Consider the following 17801-nt stretch of genomic DNA (forward strand, 5'->3'; position numbering starts at 1 on the left):
CCTACAGTCCCTTGGTGGTGATGGTGATGGTGGAGCCCTCGGGCGCCTGGGCGCCGGCGGCGACGGACTGGCCCGACACCTCGTCGCTCAGGAACGGGAAGCCGCGGTCGACCTTCACCTTGAAGCCGGCCTTCTCCAGGTCCTTCTGCGCGTCGTCGGCCTTCTCGCCGGTCACCTTGGGGACGGTGACCATACGGGGGCCCTTGGACACGGTCAGGGTGACGCTGTCGCCCTTGGCGAGCCGGGCGTGCTCGGCGGCGGACTGGGCCGCGACCTTGCCCGCGTCCTGCTGCGATTCGACCTGGTCGGGCGCGATGGTGACCTTGAGCCCGGCGTCCTGGAGGGCGGCGGTGGCATCGGCCACCGAGTCGCCGACGACCCCGGGCACGTCGACCGGGGCGCCCTTGCTGATGACCAGTGAGACGGCCGTGTCCGTGTGGCGCTTGACGCCCGCGGCCGGGTCGGTGCGGATCACCGAGCCCTGCGCGACGCCGTCGCTGAACTCGCTGGAGGTGTCGCCCGGCGCGAAGCCCGCCTTCTGGAGCTCGTCCTTCGCCCGGTCCAGCGGCATCCCGTCGAGCTGCGGCACCTGGGCCGTCTCCGGTCCGCGCGAGACGACGAGGGTGACCGCGCCATTGCCGCGGATACGGGCGCCGGTGGCCGGGTCGGTCGAGACGACCTGGCCCCGCTCGACGGTGTCGCTGAACTGCCGGTCGACCTTCTTGACGTCGAGCCCGGCCCCCGACAGCTTCTTCTTCGCCGCGTCCTCGGTCTGCCCGATGAGGGCCGGAACCCGGGTGAACTGGCCGGAGTTGATGTACCAGACGCCCGCACCGACACCGAGGATCAGGAGCAGCGCCGCCACCACCGCGATCAGACCGCGCCGGCTGTCCAGGCGGCCGCGCACCCGGCGGGGTCCGCGCCGCTCCGGCTCGTCCTCGACGCGCTGCGGCATGATCAGCCGGCTGGTGCGGTTGACGGAGTCGCCGGACCTCAGCCGGGTCGTGCGGTGGGCGCCCTGGTCGGGCACCGCGTCGGCGGGCAGCGCCCCGGGGGCCGGGGGGACCGGCGTCGGCAGGGCGCGCGGGATCACGCTCGTACGGTCCTCGGCGCCGGACTCGCCGGCGGCCGAGCGGGCGCCCGGCGGGACGGCGTCCAGCTGCGCGTCGCCCAGGGCCGCGCGGGCCGTCAGGGTCTCGGCGAGCAGGGCCACCGCGTCGTGCGGACGGACGTCGGGGTTGCGCGCGGTCGCGGAGGCGACCAGGTCGTCCAGCTCCAGGGCGAGGCCCGGCACGGCCGCGGAGGGCGCGGGCATCCCCTCGTGGAGGTGGGCGTAGAGGATCTGGGCGGGGGTGTCCCCGCCGTGCGGCTTGGCGCCGGTCAGCATTTCGTAGAGCACCACACCGCACGCGTACACGTCGGCGCGGGTGTCCGCGGTGCCGTGCTCGATCTGCTCGGGGGCGAGGTAGGAGACCGTGCCGAGCACCGAGCCGGTGGTGCTCGTCACCGAGTCCACGGCCCTGACCAGGCCGAAGTCGGCGACCTTGACCCGGCCGTCGTCGCCGATCAGGACGTTCTCGGGCTTCATGTCCCGGTGCACGAACCCGGCCCGGTGGGCGGCGCCCAGGGCCGCGAGCACCGGCTCCAGGATGTCGAGGGCCGCGCGCGGCTGGAGCGCGCCGCGCTCGCGCAGCACATCGCGCAGGGTGCAGCCCGCGATGTACTCCATCGCCAGGTACACGTACTGGTCCTGGGCCCCCTGGTCGAAGACGCCGACCACATTGGGGTGCGCGAGCCGGGCGACCGACTTGGCCTCCCGGATGAAGCGCTCGACGAAGGAGGCGTCGGCGGCGAGGCCCGGGTGCATCACCTTGAGGGCGAGCACGCGGTCGAGGCGGGTGTCGACGGCCCGGTAGACCGTGGCCATACCGCCGACGGCGATGCGCGCGTCGACGCGGTAGCGGCCGTCGAGCACCTGCCCGACGAGGGGGTCATGAAGGGTCGTATCCACGGGGGAGAGTTTACGAGCGCCGCTCGGCCCCCTTCACGCCGCGGGCGTTCCGGGGGCCGTACTGAAGCCGAGCTGTGACGAGGAACTCCCCGGAACACGGCTAGAACGCGGGCCGCTCCGGGTCGAGCACCGCCCGCCCCGCCATCGCCGAGGACGCCTCGGCGAAGTGGCGGCGCGGGATGCGGCCCGCGCGGTGGGCGAGCCGGCCCGCCTCCACCGCGTGCCGCATCGCCTCGGCCATCAGGACCGGCTCCTGGGCCCGGGTCACCGCCGAGGCCAGCATCACCGCGGCGCAGCCGAGCTCCATCGCGAGCGCCACGTCGGATGCGGTGCCGGCGCCCGCGTCGAGGATCACCGGGACGTTCGCCCGGTCCACGATCAGCTCGAAGTTGTGCGGGTTGCGGATGCCGAGCCCGGAGCCGATGGGGGAGCCGAGCGGCATGATCGCCGCGCATCCCACGTCCTCCAGCTTGCGCGCGAGGACCGGGTCGTCGTTGGTGTACGGCAGCACGGTGAACCCGTCGTCGACCAACACCTCGGCGGCGTCGAGGAGTTCGATGGGGTCGGGCAGCAGGGTGCGCTCGTCCGCGATGACCTCCAGCTTCACCCAGTGCGTGCCGAGCGCCTCGCGGGCGAGGCGCGCGGTGAGCACGGCCTCGCCCGCGGTGAAGCAGCCCGCCGTGTTGGGCAGCACCCGGATGCCGAGCCGGTCGAGGACGGAGAGCACCGAGCCCTGCACGCGCGGGTCGAGGCGGCGCATCGCGACCGTGGTCAGCTCGGTGCCGGACACCGCGAGCGACCGTTCCATGACGTCGAGGCTCGGCGCCCCGCCGGTGCCCATGATCAGGCGGGATTCGAAGGTGGTGTCGGCGATGGTCAGCAGGTCGTCGGCCATGGTCAGCCCCCCTGCACGGCGGTGAGGACCTCGACGCGGTCGCCGTCGTCGAGCGTGGTCGTCGGCCAGGCGCTGCGCGGCACGACCGCCTCGTTGACGGCGGCGGCGACCCCGGACCGGGACGGCGCGAGGGCGGCGACGAGAGCGTCGAGGGTGGTCCCGGAGGCGAGCGCGCGGGGCTCGCCGTTGACGGAGATGGTCATGCGGTCGTCAGCTCCCAGGGTGCGGAGGTGAAGCGTCGGGGGGTGAACGGGCGCGCCTCGTCCGGCAGTTGACCGGTGGTCAGGGTGTGCGCCATGACATCGCCGGTGACCGGGGTGAGCAGCACGCCGTTGCGGTAGTGCCCGGTGGCGAGCAGCAGCCCGGGCAGCGCGGTCGGGCCGAGCAGCGGCGCGTTGTCGGGGGAGGCGGGACGAAGCCCGGCGCGGGTCTCGGTGAGCGGCAGCTCGGTGATCCCCGGCACCAACTCGTGCGCGTCGCGCAGCAGTTGGTAGACCCCTCCGGCGGTGACCGTGGTGTCCCAGCCGAGCTCCTCGCTGGTGGCGCCGACGACCAGCTCGCCGTTCTCGCGCGGTACGAGATAGACGTCGCTGCCCCGCACCACCGCCCGCACGGTCCGGGACAGGAACGGCGCGTAGGCGGGCGGCACGGTGAGCCGCAGCACCTGGCCCTTCACCGGACGCACCGGCGGAAGCAGCTCGTCCGGTACGCCCGCGAGACGCCCGCTGAGGCTGCCCGCGGCAATCACCACCTGGTCGGCCGCGAGCTCGGTGCCGTCCGCGAGGACGACTCCCGCCGCCCGCTCCCGTACCACCGAGAGCCGCTCGGCCCAGCCGTGCGCGAAGCGCACCCCGGCCCGCGTGCAGGCGGCGACCAGGGCCTTGGCCAGGCGGCGCGGGTCGACCTGGTGGTCGCCGTCCACGCGGAGCCCGCCGCGCACGCCGGGCGCGAGCATGGGCTCCAGGCGACGGCAGTCCCGCCCGGAGAGCCACTCCGACTCCAGGCCGCAGCCGGCCTGGAGGGCGTGCAGATCGCGCAGATGGGCGCGGTCGTCGGAGTCGAGCGCCACGGCCAGGGTGCCGCAGGCGCGGTAGCCGGTGTCGAGGCCCGTGACCTCGCTCAGCTCGGCCGCGAAGGCCGGATAGCGCCGGGCGGACTCGACGTTCAGGGCGAGCAGCGTCTGCTCGCCGTAGTGGAGTTCGGTGACGGCGGCGAGCATCCCGGCCGCGACCTGGGCGGCCCCGCCGCCCGGCTCGGGGTCGACGAGCGTGACCGCCAGGCCGCGCTGGGCGGCCCGCCAGGCGGTGACGAGCCCGATGATGCCGCCCCCGACCACGAGGACGTCGGACCCGTTCCCGGGCCCGTTGTGTGAAGAACGCATGGGCGTCCAGCCCCTCCCTTCGCCGGCATGACCCGGATCAGGTTCGTACGGTCGGAGGCCGCCCAGCCTCCCTCTCAGCCCGGTGCGTCCGGGCTCCCGCGAGTGCTTTACGCCTGCCACCATAGCCCGAGCCCCCAGCGCGCAGTAAGGGAGCGTCCGGGTGCCCGAGGGGGGTCCGGCGGGGTCCGGCCCCTTACCTGACAAATAGTCAGCTGCTTATGGTGATCGGGTGAGCGAACAGCAGACGCAATCCGAAGCGCGGCACGTGGTCGTCGTCGGCGCGGGCATGGCCGGCGTACAGACCGCGGTGGCCCTGCGCGAACAGGGCTTCACCGGAGCCATCACCCTCATCGGCGCCGAACCCCACCAGCCCTACGACCGCCCCCCGCTGTCCAAGGCCGTCCTGCTCGGCAAGGCCGAGGGTTCGGCCTTCGAGGTGGACTTCGAGGCACTCGGCGTGGACCTGCGCCTCGGCCTCGAAGTCACCGGGGTGCGCCCCGACGAGCACCGGGTGGTGACCGAGGCGGGCGAGGTCGGCTACGACACCCTCGTCATCGCCACCGGCGCCGAACCGCTCACCCTGCCCGGCAGCCAGGGGGTGCCCGGCGTCCACCTCCTGCGCACCCTCGACGACGCGCGCCGGCTGCGCCCGGTCCTCGACCAGCGGCACCGGATCGTGGTGGTGGGCGCCGGATGGATCGGCGCGGAGTTCGCGACGGCCGCGCGCGACGCGGGCTGCGAGGTCACCGTGGTGGAGGCCGCCGACCGCCCGCTGGCCGGGGTGCTCCCCGCCGAGGTCGCCGCCCCCATGACCGGCTGGTACGCCGAGTCCGGCGCCGAGCTCCTCACCGGCGCCCGCGTCCAGGCGGTCGTGCCGGGCGAGGTGCTGCTCGCCGACGGGCGCCGGCTGCCGGCCGACGCGGTCGTCATCGGCATCGGCGCCCGCCCCTCGACCGACTGGCTGACCGGCTCCGACATCGCGCTCGGCCCGGAGGGCGCGGTCACGGCGGACGCCCGGCTTCGCACCTCGCTGCCCGACGTGTACGCGGTGGGCGACTGCGCCTCGTTCCCCTCGGCCCGCTTCGGCGAGCGCCTGCTGGTGCACCACTGGGACAACGCGCTTCAGGGCCCGCGCACGGTCGCCGCCGACATCGTGGGCGAGGCCCCCACGGACTACGACCCGGTCCCGTACTTCTGGTCCGAGCAGTTCGGCCGCTTCGTCCAGTACGCGGGCCACCACACCGACACCGACGAACTGATCCACCGGGGCGACCCGTCCTCGACCCCCTGGTCCGTGTGCTGGCTCAGGGACGGCGCCCTGGTGGCGGTCCTGGCAGTGGGCCGCCCCCGCGACCTGGCCCAGGGCCGCAAACTGATCGACGCGGGCACCTTGGTGGACCGCTCGAAGCTGGCGGACCCGTCGATCCCGCTGAAGTCGACGACGCTGGCGTAGGGCCGCCGGGTCACCTACAGGGGCGCGGGGAACTGCGCGAGAAGCGAGCACGGTCCGCAGCAGAAAGGAGGTTGGGGGCGCGGGGAACTGCGCGAGAAGCGAGCACGGTCCGCACCAGAACCGAATGAAGCCCCTCCGGCGCTTGAGGAGCGGGGGCCCGGGGGCAGCGCCCCCAGAAGGGGGCCGGGGCGCGGCCCCGAGAGGGGGCCTGGGGGCGCCGCCCCCAGGAAGGGGCCCGGGGGCACAGCCCCCGAGGGACCACCCCGGTACCGAGTGCCCGTGCGAGGTGGCACGCTTGGACCGTGACCGAGATTGACGCAAAGATTGATGCTCTCGTCCCCGCCTGGCTCTACCTCCCCGACATCGCGGAGATGCTGGACGTGGAGGTGACGCGCGTACGGCAGCTGGTCAAGGAGGGCCAGCTCATCGCCGTACGCCGCGGTGAGAACAGGGCGCTCCAGGTGCCCGCCGCCTTCATCGACACCGACAAGGTGGTCAAGGGCCTGGCCGGGACGCTGACCCTGCTGAGGGACGACGGCTTCTCCGACGAGGAGATGCTGGAGTGGCTCTTCACTCCGGACCCGTCGCTGCCCGGCACCCCCGCCGAGGCCCTCAGCGAGAATCGCGGCACGGAGGTGAAGCGCCGCGCCCAGGCGCTCGCCCTCTGAGCCGAGCCCACCCGACAGTGCCGAAAGCCGCGCGGTGTACGGTCCGGTCCACCCGGCCGTACACCGCGCGGCCCGGCCGAAGACGAACACAACGGGGGACCTTCCATGCCCACGGCCCGTGAGCAGCTCGCCGACGCCCGGCTCTACCTGTGCACCGACGCGCGCAAGCGCCAGGGCGATCTGCCCGCCTTCCTCGACGCCGTGCTGGCGTCCGGCGTGGACATCGTGCAGCTGCGCGACAAGGGCATGGAGGCCGCCGAGGAACTGGAACACCTGGCCGTCCTGGCGGACGCCTGCCGCCGGCACGGCAAGCTGCTCGCGGTCAACGACCGGGCCGACGTGGCGCACGCCATCGCCGCCGACGTGCTGCACCTGGGCCAGGGCGACCTGCCGGTGCCCGCCGCCCGCGCGATCCTGGGCGACACCGTCCTGATCGGCCGCTCCACGCACGCGGAGACGGAGGCCGCCGCGGCCGCCGTCGAGCCCGGCGTGGACTACTTCTGCACCGGCCCCTGCTGGCCCACCCCCACCAAGCCCGGCCGCCACGCGCCCGGCCTCGACCTGGTGCGGTACACGGCCTCGCTCGGCACCGGCCGTCCGTGGTTCGCGATCGGCGGGATCGACGCGGCCAACCTGGACGAGGTCCTGGACGCGGGCGCGGACCGCGTCGTCGTGGTGCGGGCGATCACCGAGGCCGACGACCCGGCCGCGGCCGCCGCCGACCTCGCCAAGCGGGTCCGGGAGCGGCTCGGCGCCCGCTGAGGGCCCCTTGCCCGAGGAGGTGCGTCCGAGGGTGTCCATGGGTGTCCGAGGGGTGGACAGAAGTCCGGCAATCGAGACATTTAACCCCGGTTTGGTTGGGCTGCCGGGCCCCCGTGACTAACCTGCCAGTATGGCCCTAGGCACTGCTTCCACCAGGACTGATCGCGCACGCACCGTGCGCGACATGCTCGCGACCGGCGAGACCACGTACTCCTTCGAGTTCTACGCGCCCAAGACGGAGAAGGGCGAGCGGAACCTCTGGAACGCGTTGCGCCGGGTCGAAGCGGTAGCCCCCGACTTCGTCTCCGTCACGTACGGGGCCGGCGGCACCACCCGTACCGGGACCGTCGAGGCCACCCAGCAGATCGCCGAGGACACCACCCTCACGCCGGTCGCCCACCTCACCGCCGTCGGGCACTCGGTCGCCGAGCTGCGCCACACGGTCGGCCAGTACGCCGACGCCGGGATCCGCAACATCCTCGCGGTGCGCGGCGACCCGAAGGGCGACCCGATGGGTGAGTGGGTCAAGCACCCCCAGGGTGTGACATACGCGGCCGAACTGGTCTCGCTCATCCGGGAGTCGGGCGACTTCTGCGTCGGTGTCGCGGCCTTCCCCGAGATGCACCCCCGCTCCACGGACTGGGATTCCGACATCCGTAACTTCGTGGACAAATGCCGCGCCGGCGCGGACTACGCCATCACGCAGATGTTCTTCGAGCCCGAGAACTATTCGCGGCTGCGCGACCGGGTCGTGGCGGCCGGCTGCGAGACCCCGATCATCCCCGAGGTCCTGCCCGTGACCAGCGTGAAGCAGCTGGAGCGGCTGCCCCAACTCAGCACCGCGGTCTTCCCCGAGGACCTCAGGGACCGGATGCTTGCGGTCAAGGACGATCCGGCCGCTGTACGCTCCATTGGCATCGAGTTCGCCACCGAGTTCTGCTCGCGGCTGCTCGCCGATGGCGTTCCCGGGTTGCACTTCATTACCCTCAACAACTCCACGGCGACGCTCGAAATCTACGAGAATCTCGGCCTGCACCAGCAGGCGTAGCCGGAAACCGGTACCCGGGTCAGGGGACAGCTGTACCCGGGGCAGGAGAATGAGGGGCGTACATGGGCTGGACGGTCCTCTACATCGCGTTCGGAATCGTCGCGCTGTGGCTGCTCGGCGAGGTGCTGCTGCAGTACAAGGCGCGGCTGCGCTGGCGGCTGCTCGCCTTCACCGGCTTCCTGGGCGTGGTCGTCGGCGTCCTCGTCCCGTCCGTCCTCGTGATCATCCTGGGCGCGATCGCCTTCGCCGTCGGGCAGGCCTACGTCACCCTCTCCTTCCGGCAGGGCTTCTCCACCGGCTGGGCGATCGGCGGCCGGCCCGGAGCCAGCCGCCGCCGCAAGGCGGGCCGCCGGGGCGCACCCGCGGCGGAGCCGGTCCTCGAGGTCTCGGACCTCCAGTACGAAGAGGCGCCGGAAGCCGGCCCCCTGGACGCCAACGGGCAGGCGGCGCACCCCGATTCGGTCTACGAGCCGCTTCCGATGCCCGACGACACCGGCCAGTACGGCATCTACGGCGCGCCCCAGCAGGGCGAGGCGCAGCCCCCGTACGGCGAGTACGACCCGCAGCAGCCGTACGCCGACCCCTACGCCCCGCAGTACGACGAGACGGGCGCCGGGCAGCAGCAGTACGCCGCCTACTCGGACCCGTACATCGGCAACGGCGGCCAGGCGTACGGCACTTACACCGGCTACGACAGCTTCGGCGGCCAGCAGTCCTACCCCGACCCGCTGGCCGCGCAGTACGGGACGGACACCCCGCCCGGCGGCGTCTGGGTGCCCCAGCAGCGCGACGGCGAGTACGTGCCCTACGACCAGCAGCAGGCCCAGCCGCCGTACGACCCCAACCACCCCGACCTGCCGTACCACCCGGAGCAACAGCCCTACCGCTACTGAGCGTTGACCGGGGCGGACCCGGGGCTCACCGCGAGCCCCGGAAGTCGTCCCCCTCCACGATCAGCCCGGTCACGAGGGCGCCCGACATCCCGGTGTGCGCGAGCCCGCCGCCCGGGTGCGCCCAGCCGCCCGCGAGGTGGAGCCCCGGCAGGGCGGTGGTGTTGGACGGGTGAAGGAACGCGGCCCCGGCCCCGGCCAGGGAGGGCGCCGACACCGAACCGCCCACGGCGCCGGTCGCCTCCGCGAGGTGCGCCGGGGTGCGGGACTCGTGCCAGAGGAGCCGCTCGCGCAGATCGGGCACGGCCCGCACGGCGGCCGCCAGCAGATCGTCCGTGTACCGCCGCACCAGGCCCTCGTCCGTCCAGTCGACCGGGCCGTGCGGGGCGACCGTCGCCGTCAGGGTCAGCGCCTCGTGGCCGTCGTCGGGCCGCACCGCCGGGTCGTCCGGGCGCAGCACCGTGACCGTGGGCGGCGCGTCGTGCGGGCCGGTGAAGCCCGCGCGGGCCTCGGCCGAGGCGTTGGGCGAGTGCACCACCGTGCGGTGCGCGGCGCCGGCGGGGCGGCCGCCGCGCAGCGCCAGCAGCACCGTGAAACGGCTCGGCCGGGCCTCGACGGCCGGACGCACCTTGCCCGCCTGCCACAACTCCCTTCCGGGCAGCATCCGTTCGAGGCCGCGCGGATCGGCGCCGCACACCACGTGCTCCGCCTCCGCCACCGTGCCGTCGGCCAGCTCGACCCCGGCGGCCCGGCCGTCCTTCTCGACGACCCGCCGCACCTCGGCGCCGAACACGAACCCGACCTTGCGCGCCAGACACCGCTCGTGCACCGCGCGCGCCAGCTCCCGCATGCCGCCGCGCACGTACCAGCTGCCGAAGGTCTGCTCCATGTACGGCAGCACGGCCGCGGCCGCCGGGGCCGTCCCCGGATCGAGGCCGTACTCCAACGCGTAGCCCTCCAGGAGGGTGCCGAGCCGGCCGCCGCCCAGCTCCCACGCGGCGACCTCGCCGAGCGTGGCCGCCTGCCGGGGCGCGCGCAGGAGCCGGCGCTGCTTCGGGGCGGGGTAGGGCTCGCGCGCCAGCACCTCCCAGTTGGGCCACAGCGGCTCCTCCAGGAGGGGCCTGCGCGTACGGTCCCAGGCCTCGCGGGCGCGGATCAGGAACGCCCCCCAGCGCTCGCCCGCGCCTTCGCCCAGGGCGTCGTCCAAAGCGGACATCACGCCCGCGCGCGAGGCGTTGGGCAGCGAGACCTCGCTGCCGTCGGCGAAGAGGTGGCGCGCGGCCGGGTCCACCGGAGTCAGCTCGACGACGCTCTCCAGCGGCTCCTTGCCGGTCTTCACGAACAGGTCGCGGTAGACGGCGGGCAGCCGCAGCAGACCGGGGCCGGTGTCGAAGGCGAACCCGTCCCGCTCGAACCGTCCCAGCGCGCCGCCGTACGTCGACGAGCGCTCGTACACCGTCACCCGGTGGCCTGCCACGGCCAGCCGGGCGGCAGCCGCCATGGCGCCCACACCGGCGCCGATCACCGCAATCCGTGCCATGCCAGCGACTTTATCCGCCGCCACTGACAGTCACTCCGGCGGTCGCGGAACCCCTGCCGCCGCCAGCCGCTTCTCCTCCCGGCGCTGCGCCCTGCGCCGCCGGAAGCGGCGGATCTTCCGCCACAGGACGACCAGCGTCACGATGCCGATGAGCAGCAGGCTGCCCGCGATCACGGCCGCCGCCAGCGGATGGAAGATCGCGAAGCTTATGATCCCGGCGACGCCCAGGTCCTCCGCCGTGCTCAGCGCGATGTTGCTGAACGGCTCGGGGGAGGTGTTCACCGCCATCCGCGTCCCGGCCTTGACCAGATGGCTCATCAGCGCCGTCGAACCGCCCACCGCCCCGGCCGCGAGATCGGGCAGCGAACCGTTCTGCCCGGCCAGCAGCGCCCCGACGACCGCGCCCGCGATCGGCCGGATCACCGTGTGCACGGAGTCCCAGACCGAGTCGACGTACGGGATCTTGTCCGCGACCGCCTCGCAGAGGAACAGCACGCCGGCCACGATCAGGACGTCGGGCCGCTGGAGCGCTTCGGGCACCTCGTCGGTGAGGCCGGTGGCGCCGAAGATGCCGAGCAGCAGGACCACCGCGTACGCGTTGACCCCGCTCGCCCAGCCGCTGGTGAACACGAGGGGGAGTACGGACACGGTCGCGATGTTAACCAGATCCGGCGGCCCCCGAATGGGGTTGAGCGCGGACGTCTGAGTATCCGTACCTAGAAGGCGAGATGAGTACCTGAACGGATGGGCTCCCACCTGCGGGGACGGGAAGGTGGAGGCCACACGGAAGGGGCGCGGCGCTGGCACCGCCGACACGGGGCGGCGGAACCGGCGCGGCTCCCCGGACGTGACGAGGTACGGGGGGACGTACGGGGGAAACGCCGGGCCGGCGCGGTTCATGGGGGAATGAACCGCACCGGCCCGGCGTGCTTGTGTCTCCGGCCGCGCGCCGCGCCTGCCCGTGTCGGAGGCCGGGCGCCGCTAGCGCCCGCTGACCCGGCCGTGCAGCAGCCTCGAAAGGGCCGCGTGGACGTCGTCGAGGGAGCGCTCGCTCTGGAAGGCCTGCCAGTCGAGCGCGGCCACCAGGACCATCCCGACCAGGGCCGCGGCCGTGAGCGGGATGTCGATCTCTTCGCTCAGCTCGCCCGCGCCGACCGCGTCCCGCAGCACCGTCTCCACGACGGCCACCGCCTCGCGGCGCACCACCAGGAGCGTCGACTGCCAGGCCCGGTTGGTGCGCCACAGCTCGGCGACGTAGAGCTGGGTGAAGGCCGGGTAGCGGTGGATGAAGTCCAGGCCGGCCCGGATCATCGCGTCCAGGGCCTCGACCTTGGTGCCGCCCCGCTCGTCGGTCTCGTCCGCGGCCGCCTGCAAGGACGCGGTCAGCAGCCCCACGCCGTGCCGCAGCAGCTCCTCGAACAGCTCGGTCTTGCTCTTGAAGTTGTAGTAGACCGTGCCCTTGGCGACCCCGGCCCGCTCGGCGATCTCGTCCACCGTGGTGGCCGAGAAGCCCTGCTCGGCGATGAGCGTCACGGCGGCCTCGTACAGCTTCTGCCGGGTCGCCTGCCGTCTGGTGCTGCTGCTCTCCATGGCGTCGATTCTCACAGGCTCAGCTCGGGGTGCAGGCGGTCGAGCGACCACACCTGCTTCTGCCGGGCGGACAGCGCGGTGAGCGCGAGGGCGCCCGCGGTGAAGGCGGTCAGGACCGCACAGCCCTGCCACACCACGCCCAGGTCGCCGCCGGTGATCAGCCTGCGGAGGCCGTCCACGACGTAACTCATCGGCAGATAGGGGTGTATGGCGTTGAAGAAGGCCGGGCTGGTCTGGACGGGGTAGGTGCCGCCCGCCGAGGTCAGCTGGAGCATCAGGACGGCGAGCACCAGGATGCGTCCGGCCGCCCCGAACTTGGCGTTCAGCCACTGCACGATCGCCGTGAAGCAGAAGGCGGTCAGGGCCAGATAGCCCAGCGTCCCGGCCGTGCGCCGCATTTCGAGCCCGAGCCCGAAGTGCAGCACCGCCATCAGCGCGGCGATCTGCGCGAGACCGATGGCCGCCACCGGCAGCCAGCCCGCGAACGCGATCCGCCAGGCCGAGGCCCCGGCCGCGAGCGCCCGCCGGTTGAGCGGCTGGATTAGCATGTACGCGACCATCGCGCCCACCCACAGGGAGAGCGGGATGAAGTACGGGGCGAATCCGGTGCCGTAGTTGGGCGCCTTGTGCATCGCCTGGGAGGCGAGCTTGACCGGGTCGGACATCACGTCGGTGCGCTGGTCGCGCTGCTGCTTGTCGTAGTCCGGGATCTTGCCGACGCCGTCGTGCAGGCCGTCGGACAGCCGCACCGAGCCGTCGGAGAGCTTGACGATCCCGCCGTCCAGGGTGCCCGCGCCCTTCTTCAGCTTGCCGATGCCCGTGTCGAGATCGGTCGAGCCCGTCCTGGCGGTGCCGAGACCGGTGTGGATGTCGCGCGCGCCCTTGGCAACGTCGTGCGCGCCCTTGTTGAGCCTGTTGATGTCGGCGACCCGCTTGTCCAGGTCGCTGGAGAGGTGCGGCGCCTTCGCGGCCAGGTCCCGGGCCTTGGTCTGGAGGTCTGCGAGGCTCTTGTCCAGCTTCTTGAAGTCACCCCCCTGGTCCTTGACGAGGTTGTTCACGTCGGCGGTAAGGGTCGCTCCGGTGGCCATCGCCTTCTTGGCCTCCTTCAGCTTCGGGCAGACCTGCCCCTCGGTGGACGTGTCCACACAGAGCTGCTGATAGAGGGTGTCGAGGTCCTGGGAGGCCTTGCGGGTGCCGGTCGCCGCAGCGGGCGCGAGGTCGATGATGTGCTGGAGCTGGTCGCGCACCGGCTGGATCGAGTCCGCGAGGAGCTTCGCCGCGTCGCCGACGGTCTTGCCGTTGTCCTTGAGGTACGGGCGCGCCTGGCCGGCCACCGCGTTGACCTGGTCCGCGAGCTGCTGGGTGCCGTCGGCGACCTGCTGGGCGCCGCCGGCGAGGGTGCCCGCGCCGGTGTCGAGCTTGGCCACGCCGCCGGCCAGCTTGCCGCTGCCGTCCTTGGCGTCCTTGAGGCCGTCGGCCAGCTGCTTGGAGCCGTCCTTGGCCTTGCCGAGCCCGTCCTTGAGGTCGCCCGCGCCCTTGGCGGCCTTCTCGGTCTGGTCGTGGAGGTCGGCGAACGAGATGAAGATCTTGTCGAGGAAGGACCGCGACGCCTTGGTGGAGGCGGCGGCGCGCACCTCGGCGAACACCGTCCGGGAGATCGACCCCACGATGTAGTTGTTCGCGTCGTTGGTGTGCACCTGGAGCGCGCCCGTCTCGGGGGCCTCCCCGGAGCTGGACGCGATCCTCTTGCTGAAGTCGGCGGGCATCGTCAACGACAGGTAGTACGTGCCCTTTTCGAGGCCCTCGCGCGCCTCGGCGTCACTGACCTCGTGCCACTCGAAGGTCTTGCTGTCGAGCAGCTTCTCGCTGAGCTCGTCGCCGACCTTGAGCTTCTGTCCGGCGGCCTCGGCACCCTTGTCGTCGTTGACCAGCGCCACGGGTATGCGGTCGAGACGGCTGTAGGGGTCCCAGAACGAGCACAGGTAGAGCGCGCCGTACAGAAGCGGCAGCAGGAGCAGCGCGACCAGGGCCGCCCGTGGCAGCTTCCCCCTGCCGAACCGCTTCAGCTCAAGCGCTGCCAGTCGTGGCGAACGCATCCGCCGCCCCCTCCTTGTTCGTGGCCCCGTCCTCGGCGCCGGATTCCGTCGTCACGGTGAGGTCGGCCTCGGCGGGCGCCTCGCTGCACACCGCGAGCACGGTGACGCCCGTGTCCGCGAGCGAGCGCAACAGGGCCCAGGCCGCCGCGCGTTCGCCGTCCGACAGCTTCATGTCGGTGTCGTCGACCGCGAGCAGCCGCGGCCGCTGGATCAGCGCGAGAGCGACGCTCAGCCGCAGCGCCTCCAGGCGTTCGAGATCGCGCACGGAGGTGCGCTCGCCCTTCGGCAGCGAGTCGAGGTCGAGCCCCGCCCCGGCGAGCGCCTCGTCGATCAGGGCGCGGGACTCGGCCCGGCGCCGGGCGGGGGAGCGCAGCAGCGCCCGCAGCGAGCCGTCGTAGCGGCGCCGCAGCATCACGCGCTCGCGCAGGTGCTCGGCGACGGTGAAGGCAGGGTCGAGCTCGCTGACCCCGGGCACCTGGCCGAGCGCGCTGATCCGGCGCACGGCGGCCATCTTGCGGGGCAGCTGGTGGTCGGCCACCCGCGCCCAGCCCTCGGCCGGCTTCATCCGGCCGGTGAGGGCGAGCAGCAGACACGTCCGGCCCGAGCCGGAGGGGCCCGTGACCGCCACGAGCGAGCCGGGGGCGGCGTCGAGGGACACCCCCCTGAAGGCCCAGCCGCGCGGCCCCTTGAGCCCGAAGCCCTCGGCACGGATCGCCGCGCCGGTCACTTCCGAGTGCGGGCTGTCCACATTCCCCCCTGCTCTGCGCTTCCCCGGGCCGGGAACCCGGCCCCTACGCTGAACCAAGCTTTTGAACTGACTGGTCAGTACAAAAGATAGCCCGAACCCCCATGCGAGGCAAAGGGGCTGGTCAGGACGTGCTTCGGGTCGATTGTCAGTGGCGCCCCTCACGATGGACACATACGGCCACAGTGCCGTCACACGACGACAGGAGGCTCGTCATGGCCAGCTCCCACGCAGCAGCTGTACCCCGGCGCCGCGCAAGCAGCCCTGCCCCCTCACTGAACAGTCCAGCGGGAGGCCCCGCGAACGACGTCCATCCGGTGCTGCGCCGCGAGGGCGCACCGCCCGCCGCCCTCGACCTGCTCGCCCAGGCCCGCGGCGGCCTGGACGAGGCGGCCGCCCTCGACGCCCCCAACGAGCGGTACGCGACGGCCCATCTGGCCGCGCTGCGCACCGCGGCCGCCGTCCTCGCCGCCCGCGGCCGGCCCGAGACCAGCCCGCGCCGCCGCCGGCGCATCCGCAGCGCCTGGGAGGTGCTGCCCGAGATAGCGCCCGAACTGACCGAGTGGAGCGCCCTGTTCGCCTCGGGGGCGGACCGGCGCGCCCGCGCCGAGGCCGGCATCCAGGGCGCCGCCACCACCCGGGACGCGGACGATCTGCTCCGCGACGCGGCGATGTTCCTGCGCCTGGTCGAGCGCCTGCTCGTCCTCCAGCCCGTACTGCCCCAGCCGAGGCCGCGCGAGCCGGAGGCGGAACGGGGGGCGGGCTGACGGCGGGCCGGCGGCGGCCCCGGACACGGCTCGGGCGGGGCGGCCCGCTGCTGATCCGGCCCGGGCCTGGGAGGCAATAGGGTGGACGGGTCTTCACCCTTCCCACGCCGCGTCCGCGGCGGCACCGCGCCGAGGAGTCAACTGCCGTGTCGGACCCCATGCGCCCCCGCGCCTCCCTTCGTACCGCCGTGGTCTGGGAGGTCCTCAAGGAAGCGCTCGACCGCCGGGTCAAGGTGACCGGGCGCGAGGCCCTGGACGTGCTGGACACCGGTGGCGGCTCCGGCAACTTCGCGGTCCCGCTGGCCGCCCTCGGGCACCGGGTCACCGTCGTCGACCCCAGCCCCAACGCGCTGTTCGCGCTGGAGCGCAGGGCCGCCGAGGCCGGGGTGGCCGAGCGGGTGCAGGGCGTCCAGGGCGATGTGCTCGGCCTCTTCGACGTGGTCGAGCGCGGCGGCTACGACGCGGTGCTGTGCCACGGGGTCCTGGAGTACGTCGAGGATCCGGCGGAAGGCGTGCGCAACGCGGTGGACGCGCTGCGCCCCGAGGGCGCGCTCAGCCTGCTCGCGGCGGGCCTCGGCGGCGCGGTGCTCTCCCGCGCGCTCGCCGGGCACTTCACCGAGGCCCGGCACGCGCTGTCCGACCCGGCCGGCCGCTGGGGCGCCGGCGACCCGGTGCCGCACCGGTTCACCGCCGAGCAGCTCATCGAGCTCGTCGGCGCGGCGGGGGCCACCGCCGGGGCGGTGCACGGCGTGCGGGTCTTCGCCGACCTGGTGCCCGGCGTCCTGGTGGACACCGAGCCCGGCGCCCTGGACGCGCTCCTCAAGCTGGAGGCCGCGGCAGCCGAGCTCCCCGCCTTCCACGCGGTCGCCACCCAGCTGCACGTACTGGGCGAGAAGCGCGGCTGACCCCGCTCCGGTGGCCCCCGGCGGGCTGATCAGCGACGCTGTGCCGCATGGAGTACGCCACAGGCCCCCCGATCGGCGGCTTCGCCCCGTATGATCGGGGGACACCGTCCGGCATGACGGATCGACTCTTGGGGAATTGAATCTCCACAGCCGAGCCGCCGTGGCGGCCCGGCTGGCGATTTGGCGTAGAGGGCGGGTTTCACGGGGGCGATTCCCTGCCTATCCTGAAGGGGCCGCATCCGGTCGCCCCCCGCGACCGACGAGTAGGAGGACTCCGTGCCGCTCTCGGAGCACGAGCAGCGCATGCTCGAGCAGATGGAGCGAGCGCTGTACGCCGAAGATCCCAAGTTCGCGACAGCGCTTGAGGGAAGCGGGCTGCGTACGTACACCCGGCGACGGGTCTACCAGGCGGTCGCCGGCTTCCTGGTGGGTATCGCGCTCCTCATGGCAGGAATGGTCGCGCAGCAGATCTGGATCAGTGTGGTGGGATTCCTCGTCATGCTCGGATGTGCGGTGCTCGCGGTCACCGGGTGGCGCAAGGCGCCGCGTCCCGGTGAGGTGCGTTCCGGTGGTTCCGCCGCGCCGCGGCAGGCTCGTCAGCGGCGCTCGATGATGGACCGGATCGAGCAGCGGTGGCAGCGGCGCCGCGATGAGGGGCGCTAGCCCCGCCCCGTTCTGACCTGAACCACAGGGGCGGTCACCTTCTTGAGGTGGCCGCCCCTGTGACGTACCCGGTCCCTTCTGGGGCTCGCCCCCAACCCCCTGGGGCTTCGCCCCGGCCCCTTCCGGGGCTTCGCCCCGGCCCCGCTTTCGTCTTTCGTCTGCGGCCCGGTGGGGGCCGTTCGCGCAGTTCCCCGCGCCCCCAACCCCGTTTTGGGCCTCGGGCTGTGGGTGGCTGGTCGCGTAGTTCCTCGCGCCCCCACGACCCGTTCTCGACTGCGGATCGTGCTCGCTTCTCGCGCAGTTCCCCGCGCCCCTGGCAGCGCCGGTGGCATGGGCATCCTCAGCCCGTCCGGCGTTTGAGGACGAGCGCCCTTAAGGCGCGAACGG

17 protein-coding genes and 1 riboswitch are annotated in these 17801 nt (G+C 73.2%); of the genes, 8 read left to right on the forward strand and 9 right to left on the reverse strand.

Features of this window, described 5'->3' with window-relative positions; genetic code table 11:
* Position 1 precedes the first annotated feature (1 nt).
* From pknB to thiO, 4 genes are all read right to left on the reverse strand, one after another.
* Positions 2 to 2011, reverse strand: coding sequence for a Stk1 family PASTA domain-containing Ser/Thr kinase (pknB, locus tag ACFYZA_RS11235; protein WP_388489333.1), 2010 nt, complete (start codon positions 2009 to 2011; stop codon positions 2 to 4).
* A 100-nt stretch (positions 2012 to 2111) separates the two neighbouring features.
* Positions 2112 to 2906, reverse strand: a complete 795-nt coding sequence (locus tag ACFYZA_RS11240) for a thiazole synthase (protein WP_382596460.1) — start codon at positions 2904 to 2906, stop codon at positions 2112 to 2114.
* A 2-nt stretch (positions 2907 to 2908) separates the two neighbouring features.
* On the reverse strand, positions 2909 to 3109 hold the full coding sequence (thiS, locus tag ACFYZA_RS11245; RefSeq protein WP_382596457.1) for a sulfur carrier protein ThiS: 201 nt from the start codon (positions 3107 to 3109) through the stop codon (positions 2909 to 2911).
* Positions 3106 to 4287, reverse strand: a complete 1182-nt coding sequence (thiO, locus tag ACFYZA_RS11250; protein WP_388489337.1) for a glycine oxidase ThiO — start codon at positions 4285 to 4287, stop codon at positions 3106 to 3108. The genes thiS and thiO overlap by 4 nt, the downstream gene beginning before the upstream one ends.
* Positions 4285 to 4397, reverse strand: a riboswitch (TPP riboswitch). It overlaps the preceding gene by 3 nt.
* 119 nt (positions 4398 to 4516) lie before the next feature.
* Here thiO and ACFYZA_RS11255 point away from each other — a divergent pair.
* The 5 genes from ACFYZA_RS11255 (at position 4517) to ACFYZA_RS11275 (ending at position 9111) form a co-directional block, all read left to right on the forward strand.
* Positions 4517 to 5740, forward strand: a complete 1224-nt coding sequence (locus ACFYZA_RS11255) for an NAD(P)/FAD-dependent oxidoreductase (RefSeq protein ID WP_388489339.1) — start codon at positions 4517 to 4519, stop codon at positions 5738 to 5740.
* Positions 5741 to 6042: 302 nt separating this feature from the next.
* A complete protein-coding gene (locus ACFYZA_RS11260) occupies positions 6043 to 6408 on the forward strand; it encodes an Rv2175c family DNA-binding protein (RefSeq protein WP_382596448.1) in 366 nt (121 codons plus the stop codon).
* Positions 6409 to 6513: 105 nt separating this feature from the next.
* On the forward strand, positions 6514 to 7170 hold the full coding sequence (thiE, locus tag ACFYZA_RS11265) for a thiamine phosphate synthase (protein WP_388489342.1): 657 nt from the start codon (positions 6514 to 6516) through the stop codon (positions 7168 to 7170).
* 130 nt (positions 7171 to 7300) lie between these two features.
* Positions 7301 to 8218 (forward strand): methylenetetrahydrofolate reductase [NAD(P)H], encoded by a 918-nt coding sequence (gene metF, locus ACFYZA_RS11270; RefSeq protein ID WP_388489345.1) that lies wholly within the window; start codon positions 7301 to 7303, stop codon positions 8216 to 8218.
* Between the two features lie 62 nt (positions 8219 to 8280).
* Positions 8281 to 9111 (forward strand): hypothetical protein, encoded by an 831-nt coding sequence (locus tag ACFYZA_RS11275; RefSeq protein ID WP_382596439.1) that lies wholly within the window; start codon positions 8281 to 8283, stop codon positions 9109 to 9111.
* Positions 9112 to 9136: 25 nt separating this feature from the next.
* Here the strand turns inward: ACFYZA_RS11275 and ACFYZA_RS11280 are convergent, their stop codons facing one another.
* The 5 genes from ACFYZA_RS11280 to ACFYZA_RS11300 all read right to left on the reverse strand — a co-directional run bounded on the left by ACFYZA_RS11280 (position 9137) and on the right by ACFYZA_RS11300 (position 15082).
* Positions 9137 to 10648, reverse strand: coding sequence for a phytoene desaturase family protein (locus ACFYZA_RS11280; RefSeq protein ID WP_388489348.1), 1512 nt, complete (start codon positions 10646 to 10648; stop codon positions 9137 to 9139).
* Positions 10649 to 10678: 30 nt separating this feature from the next.
* A complete protein-coding gene (locus ACFYZA_RS11285; RefSeq protein ID WP_382596433.1) occupies positions 10679 to 11296 on the reverse strand; it encodes a DUF4126 domain-containing protein in 618 nt (205 codons plus the stop codon).
* Between the two features lie 333 nt (positions 11297 to 11629).
* Positions 11630 to 12238 (reverse strand): TetR/AcrR family transcriptional regulator, encoded by a 609-nt coding sequence (locus ACFYZA_RS11290; RefSeq protein ID WP_100574603.1) that lies wholly within the window; start codon positions 12236 to 12238, stop codon positions 11630 to 11632.
* 11 nt (positions 12239 to 12249) lie between these two features.
* Complete coding sequence (locus ACFYZA_RS11295; protein WP_388489353.1) at positions 12250 to 14334, reverse strand: YhgE/Pip family protein; 2085 nt, start codon at positions 14332 to 14334, stop codon at positions 12250 to 12252.
* Positions 14306 to 15082 (reverse strand): ATP-binding cassette domain-containing protein, encoded by a 777-nt coding sequence (locus tag ACFYZA_RS11300; RefSeq protein ID WP_382596425.1) that lies wholly within the window; start codon positions 15080 to 15082, stop codon positions 14306 to 14308. The genes ACFYZA_RS11295 and ACFYZA_RS11300 overlap by 29 nt, the downstream gene beginning before the upstream one ends.
* Before the next feature lie 212 nt (positions 15083 to 15294).
* Here ACFYZA_RS11300 and ACFYZA_RS11305 point away from each other — a divergent pair, with 212 nt between their 5' ends.
* From ACFYZA_RS11305 to ACFYZA_RS11315, 3 genes are all read left to right on the forward strand, one after another.
* Entirely contained in the window at positions 15295 to 15846 is a 552-nt protein-coding gene (locus ACFYZA_RS11305) for an SAV_6107 family HEPN domain-containing protein (protein WP_388489355.1), read from the forward strand.
* A 146-nt stretch (positions 15847 to 15992) separates the two neighbouring features.
* Positions 15993 to 16751, forward strand: coding sequence for a class I SAM-dependent methyltransferase (locus tag ACFYZA_RS11310; protein ID WP_382596419.1), 759 nt, complete (start codon positions 15993 to 15995; stop codon positions 16749 to 16751).
* 276 nt (positions 16752 to 17027) lie between these two features.
* Complete coding sequence (locus tag ACFYZA_RS11315; protein WP_100574598.1) at positions 17028 to 17414, forward strand: DUF3040 domain-containing protein; 387 nt, start codon at positions 17028 to 17030, stop codon at positions 17412 to 17414.
* Positions 17415 to 17801: the final 387 nt, after the last annotated feature.

This window comes from Streptomyces sp. NPDC001828 (assembly GCF_042892175.1).
GTDB lineage: Bacteria > Actinomycetota > Actinomycetes > Streptomycetales > Streptomycetaceae > Streptomyces.

Bases quoted from the DNA above. Each gene is read 5' to 3' on its own strand.
- ACFYZA_RS11295 (WP_388489353.1), bottom strand. From the start codon at position 14,334: ATGCGTTCGCCACGACTGGCAGCGCTTGAGCTGAAGCGGTTCGGCAGG.
- thiO (WP_388489337.1), bottom strand. From the start codon at position 4,287: ATGCGTTCTTCACACAACGGGCCCGGGAACGGGTCCGACGTCCTCGTG.
- ACFYZA_RS11305 (WP_388489355.1), top strand. From the start codon at position 15,295: ATGGCCAGCTCCCACGCAGCAGCTGTACCCCGGCGCCGCGCAAGCAGC.
- ACFYZA_RS11290 (WP_100574603.1), bottom strand. From the start codon at position 12,238: ATGGAGAGCAGCAGCACCAGACGGCAGGCGACCCGGCAGAAGCTGTAC.
- metF (WP_388489345.1), top strand. From the start codon at position 7,301: ATGGCCCTAGGCACTGCTTCCACCAGGACTGATCGCGCACGCACCGTG.
- ACFYZA_RS11240 (WP_382596460.1), bottom strand. From the start codon at position 2,906: ATGGCCGACGACCTGCTGACCATCGCCGACACCACCTTCGAATCCCGC.
- ACFYZA_RS11280 (WP_388489348.1), bottom strand. From the start codon at position 10,648: ATGGCACGGATTGCGGTGATCGGCGCCGGTGTGGGCGCCATGGCGGCT.
- ACFYZA_RS11275 (WP_382596439.1), top strand. From the start codon at position 8,281: ATGGGCTGGACGGTCCTCTACATCGCGTTCGGAATCGTCGCGCTGTGG.
- thiS (WP_382596457.1), bottom strand. From the start codon at position 3,109: ATGACCATCTCCGTCAACGGCGAGCCCCGCGCGCTCGCCTCCGGGACC.
- thiE (WP_388489342.1), top strand. From the start codon at position 6,514: ATGCCCACGGCCCGTGAGCAGCTCGCCGACGCCCGGCTCTACCTGTGC.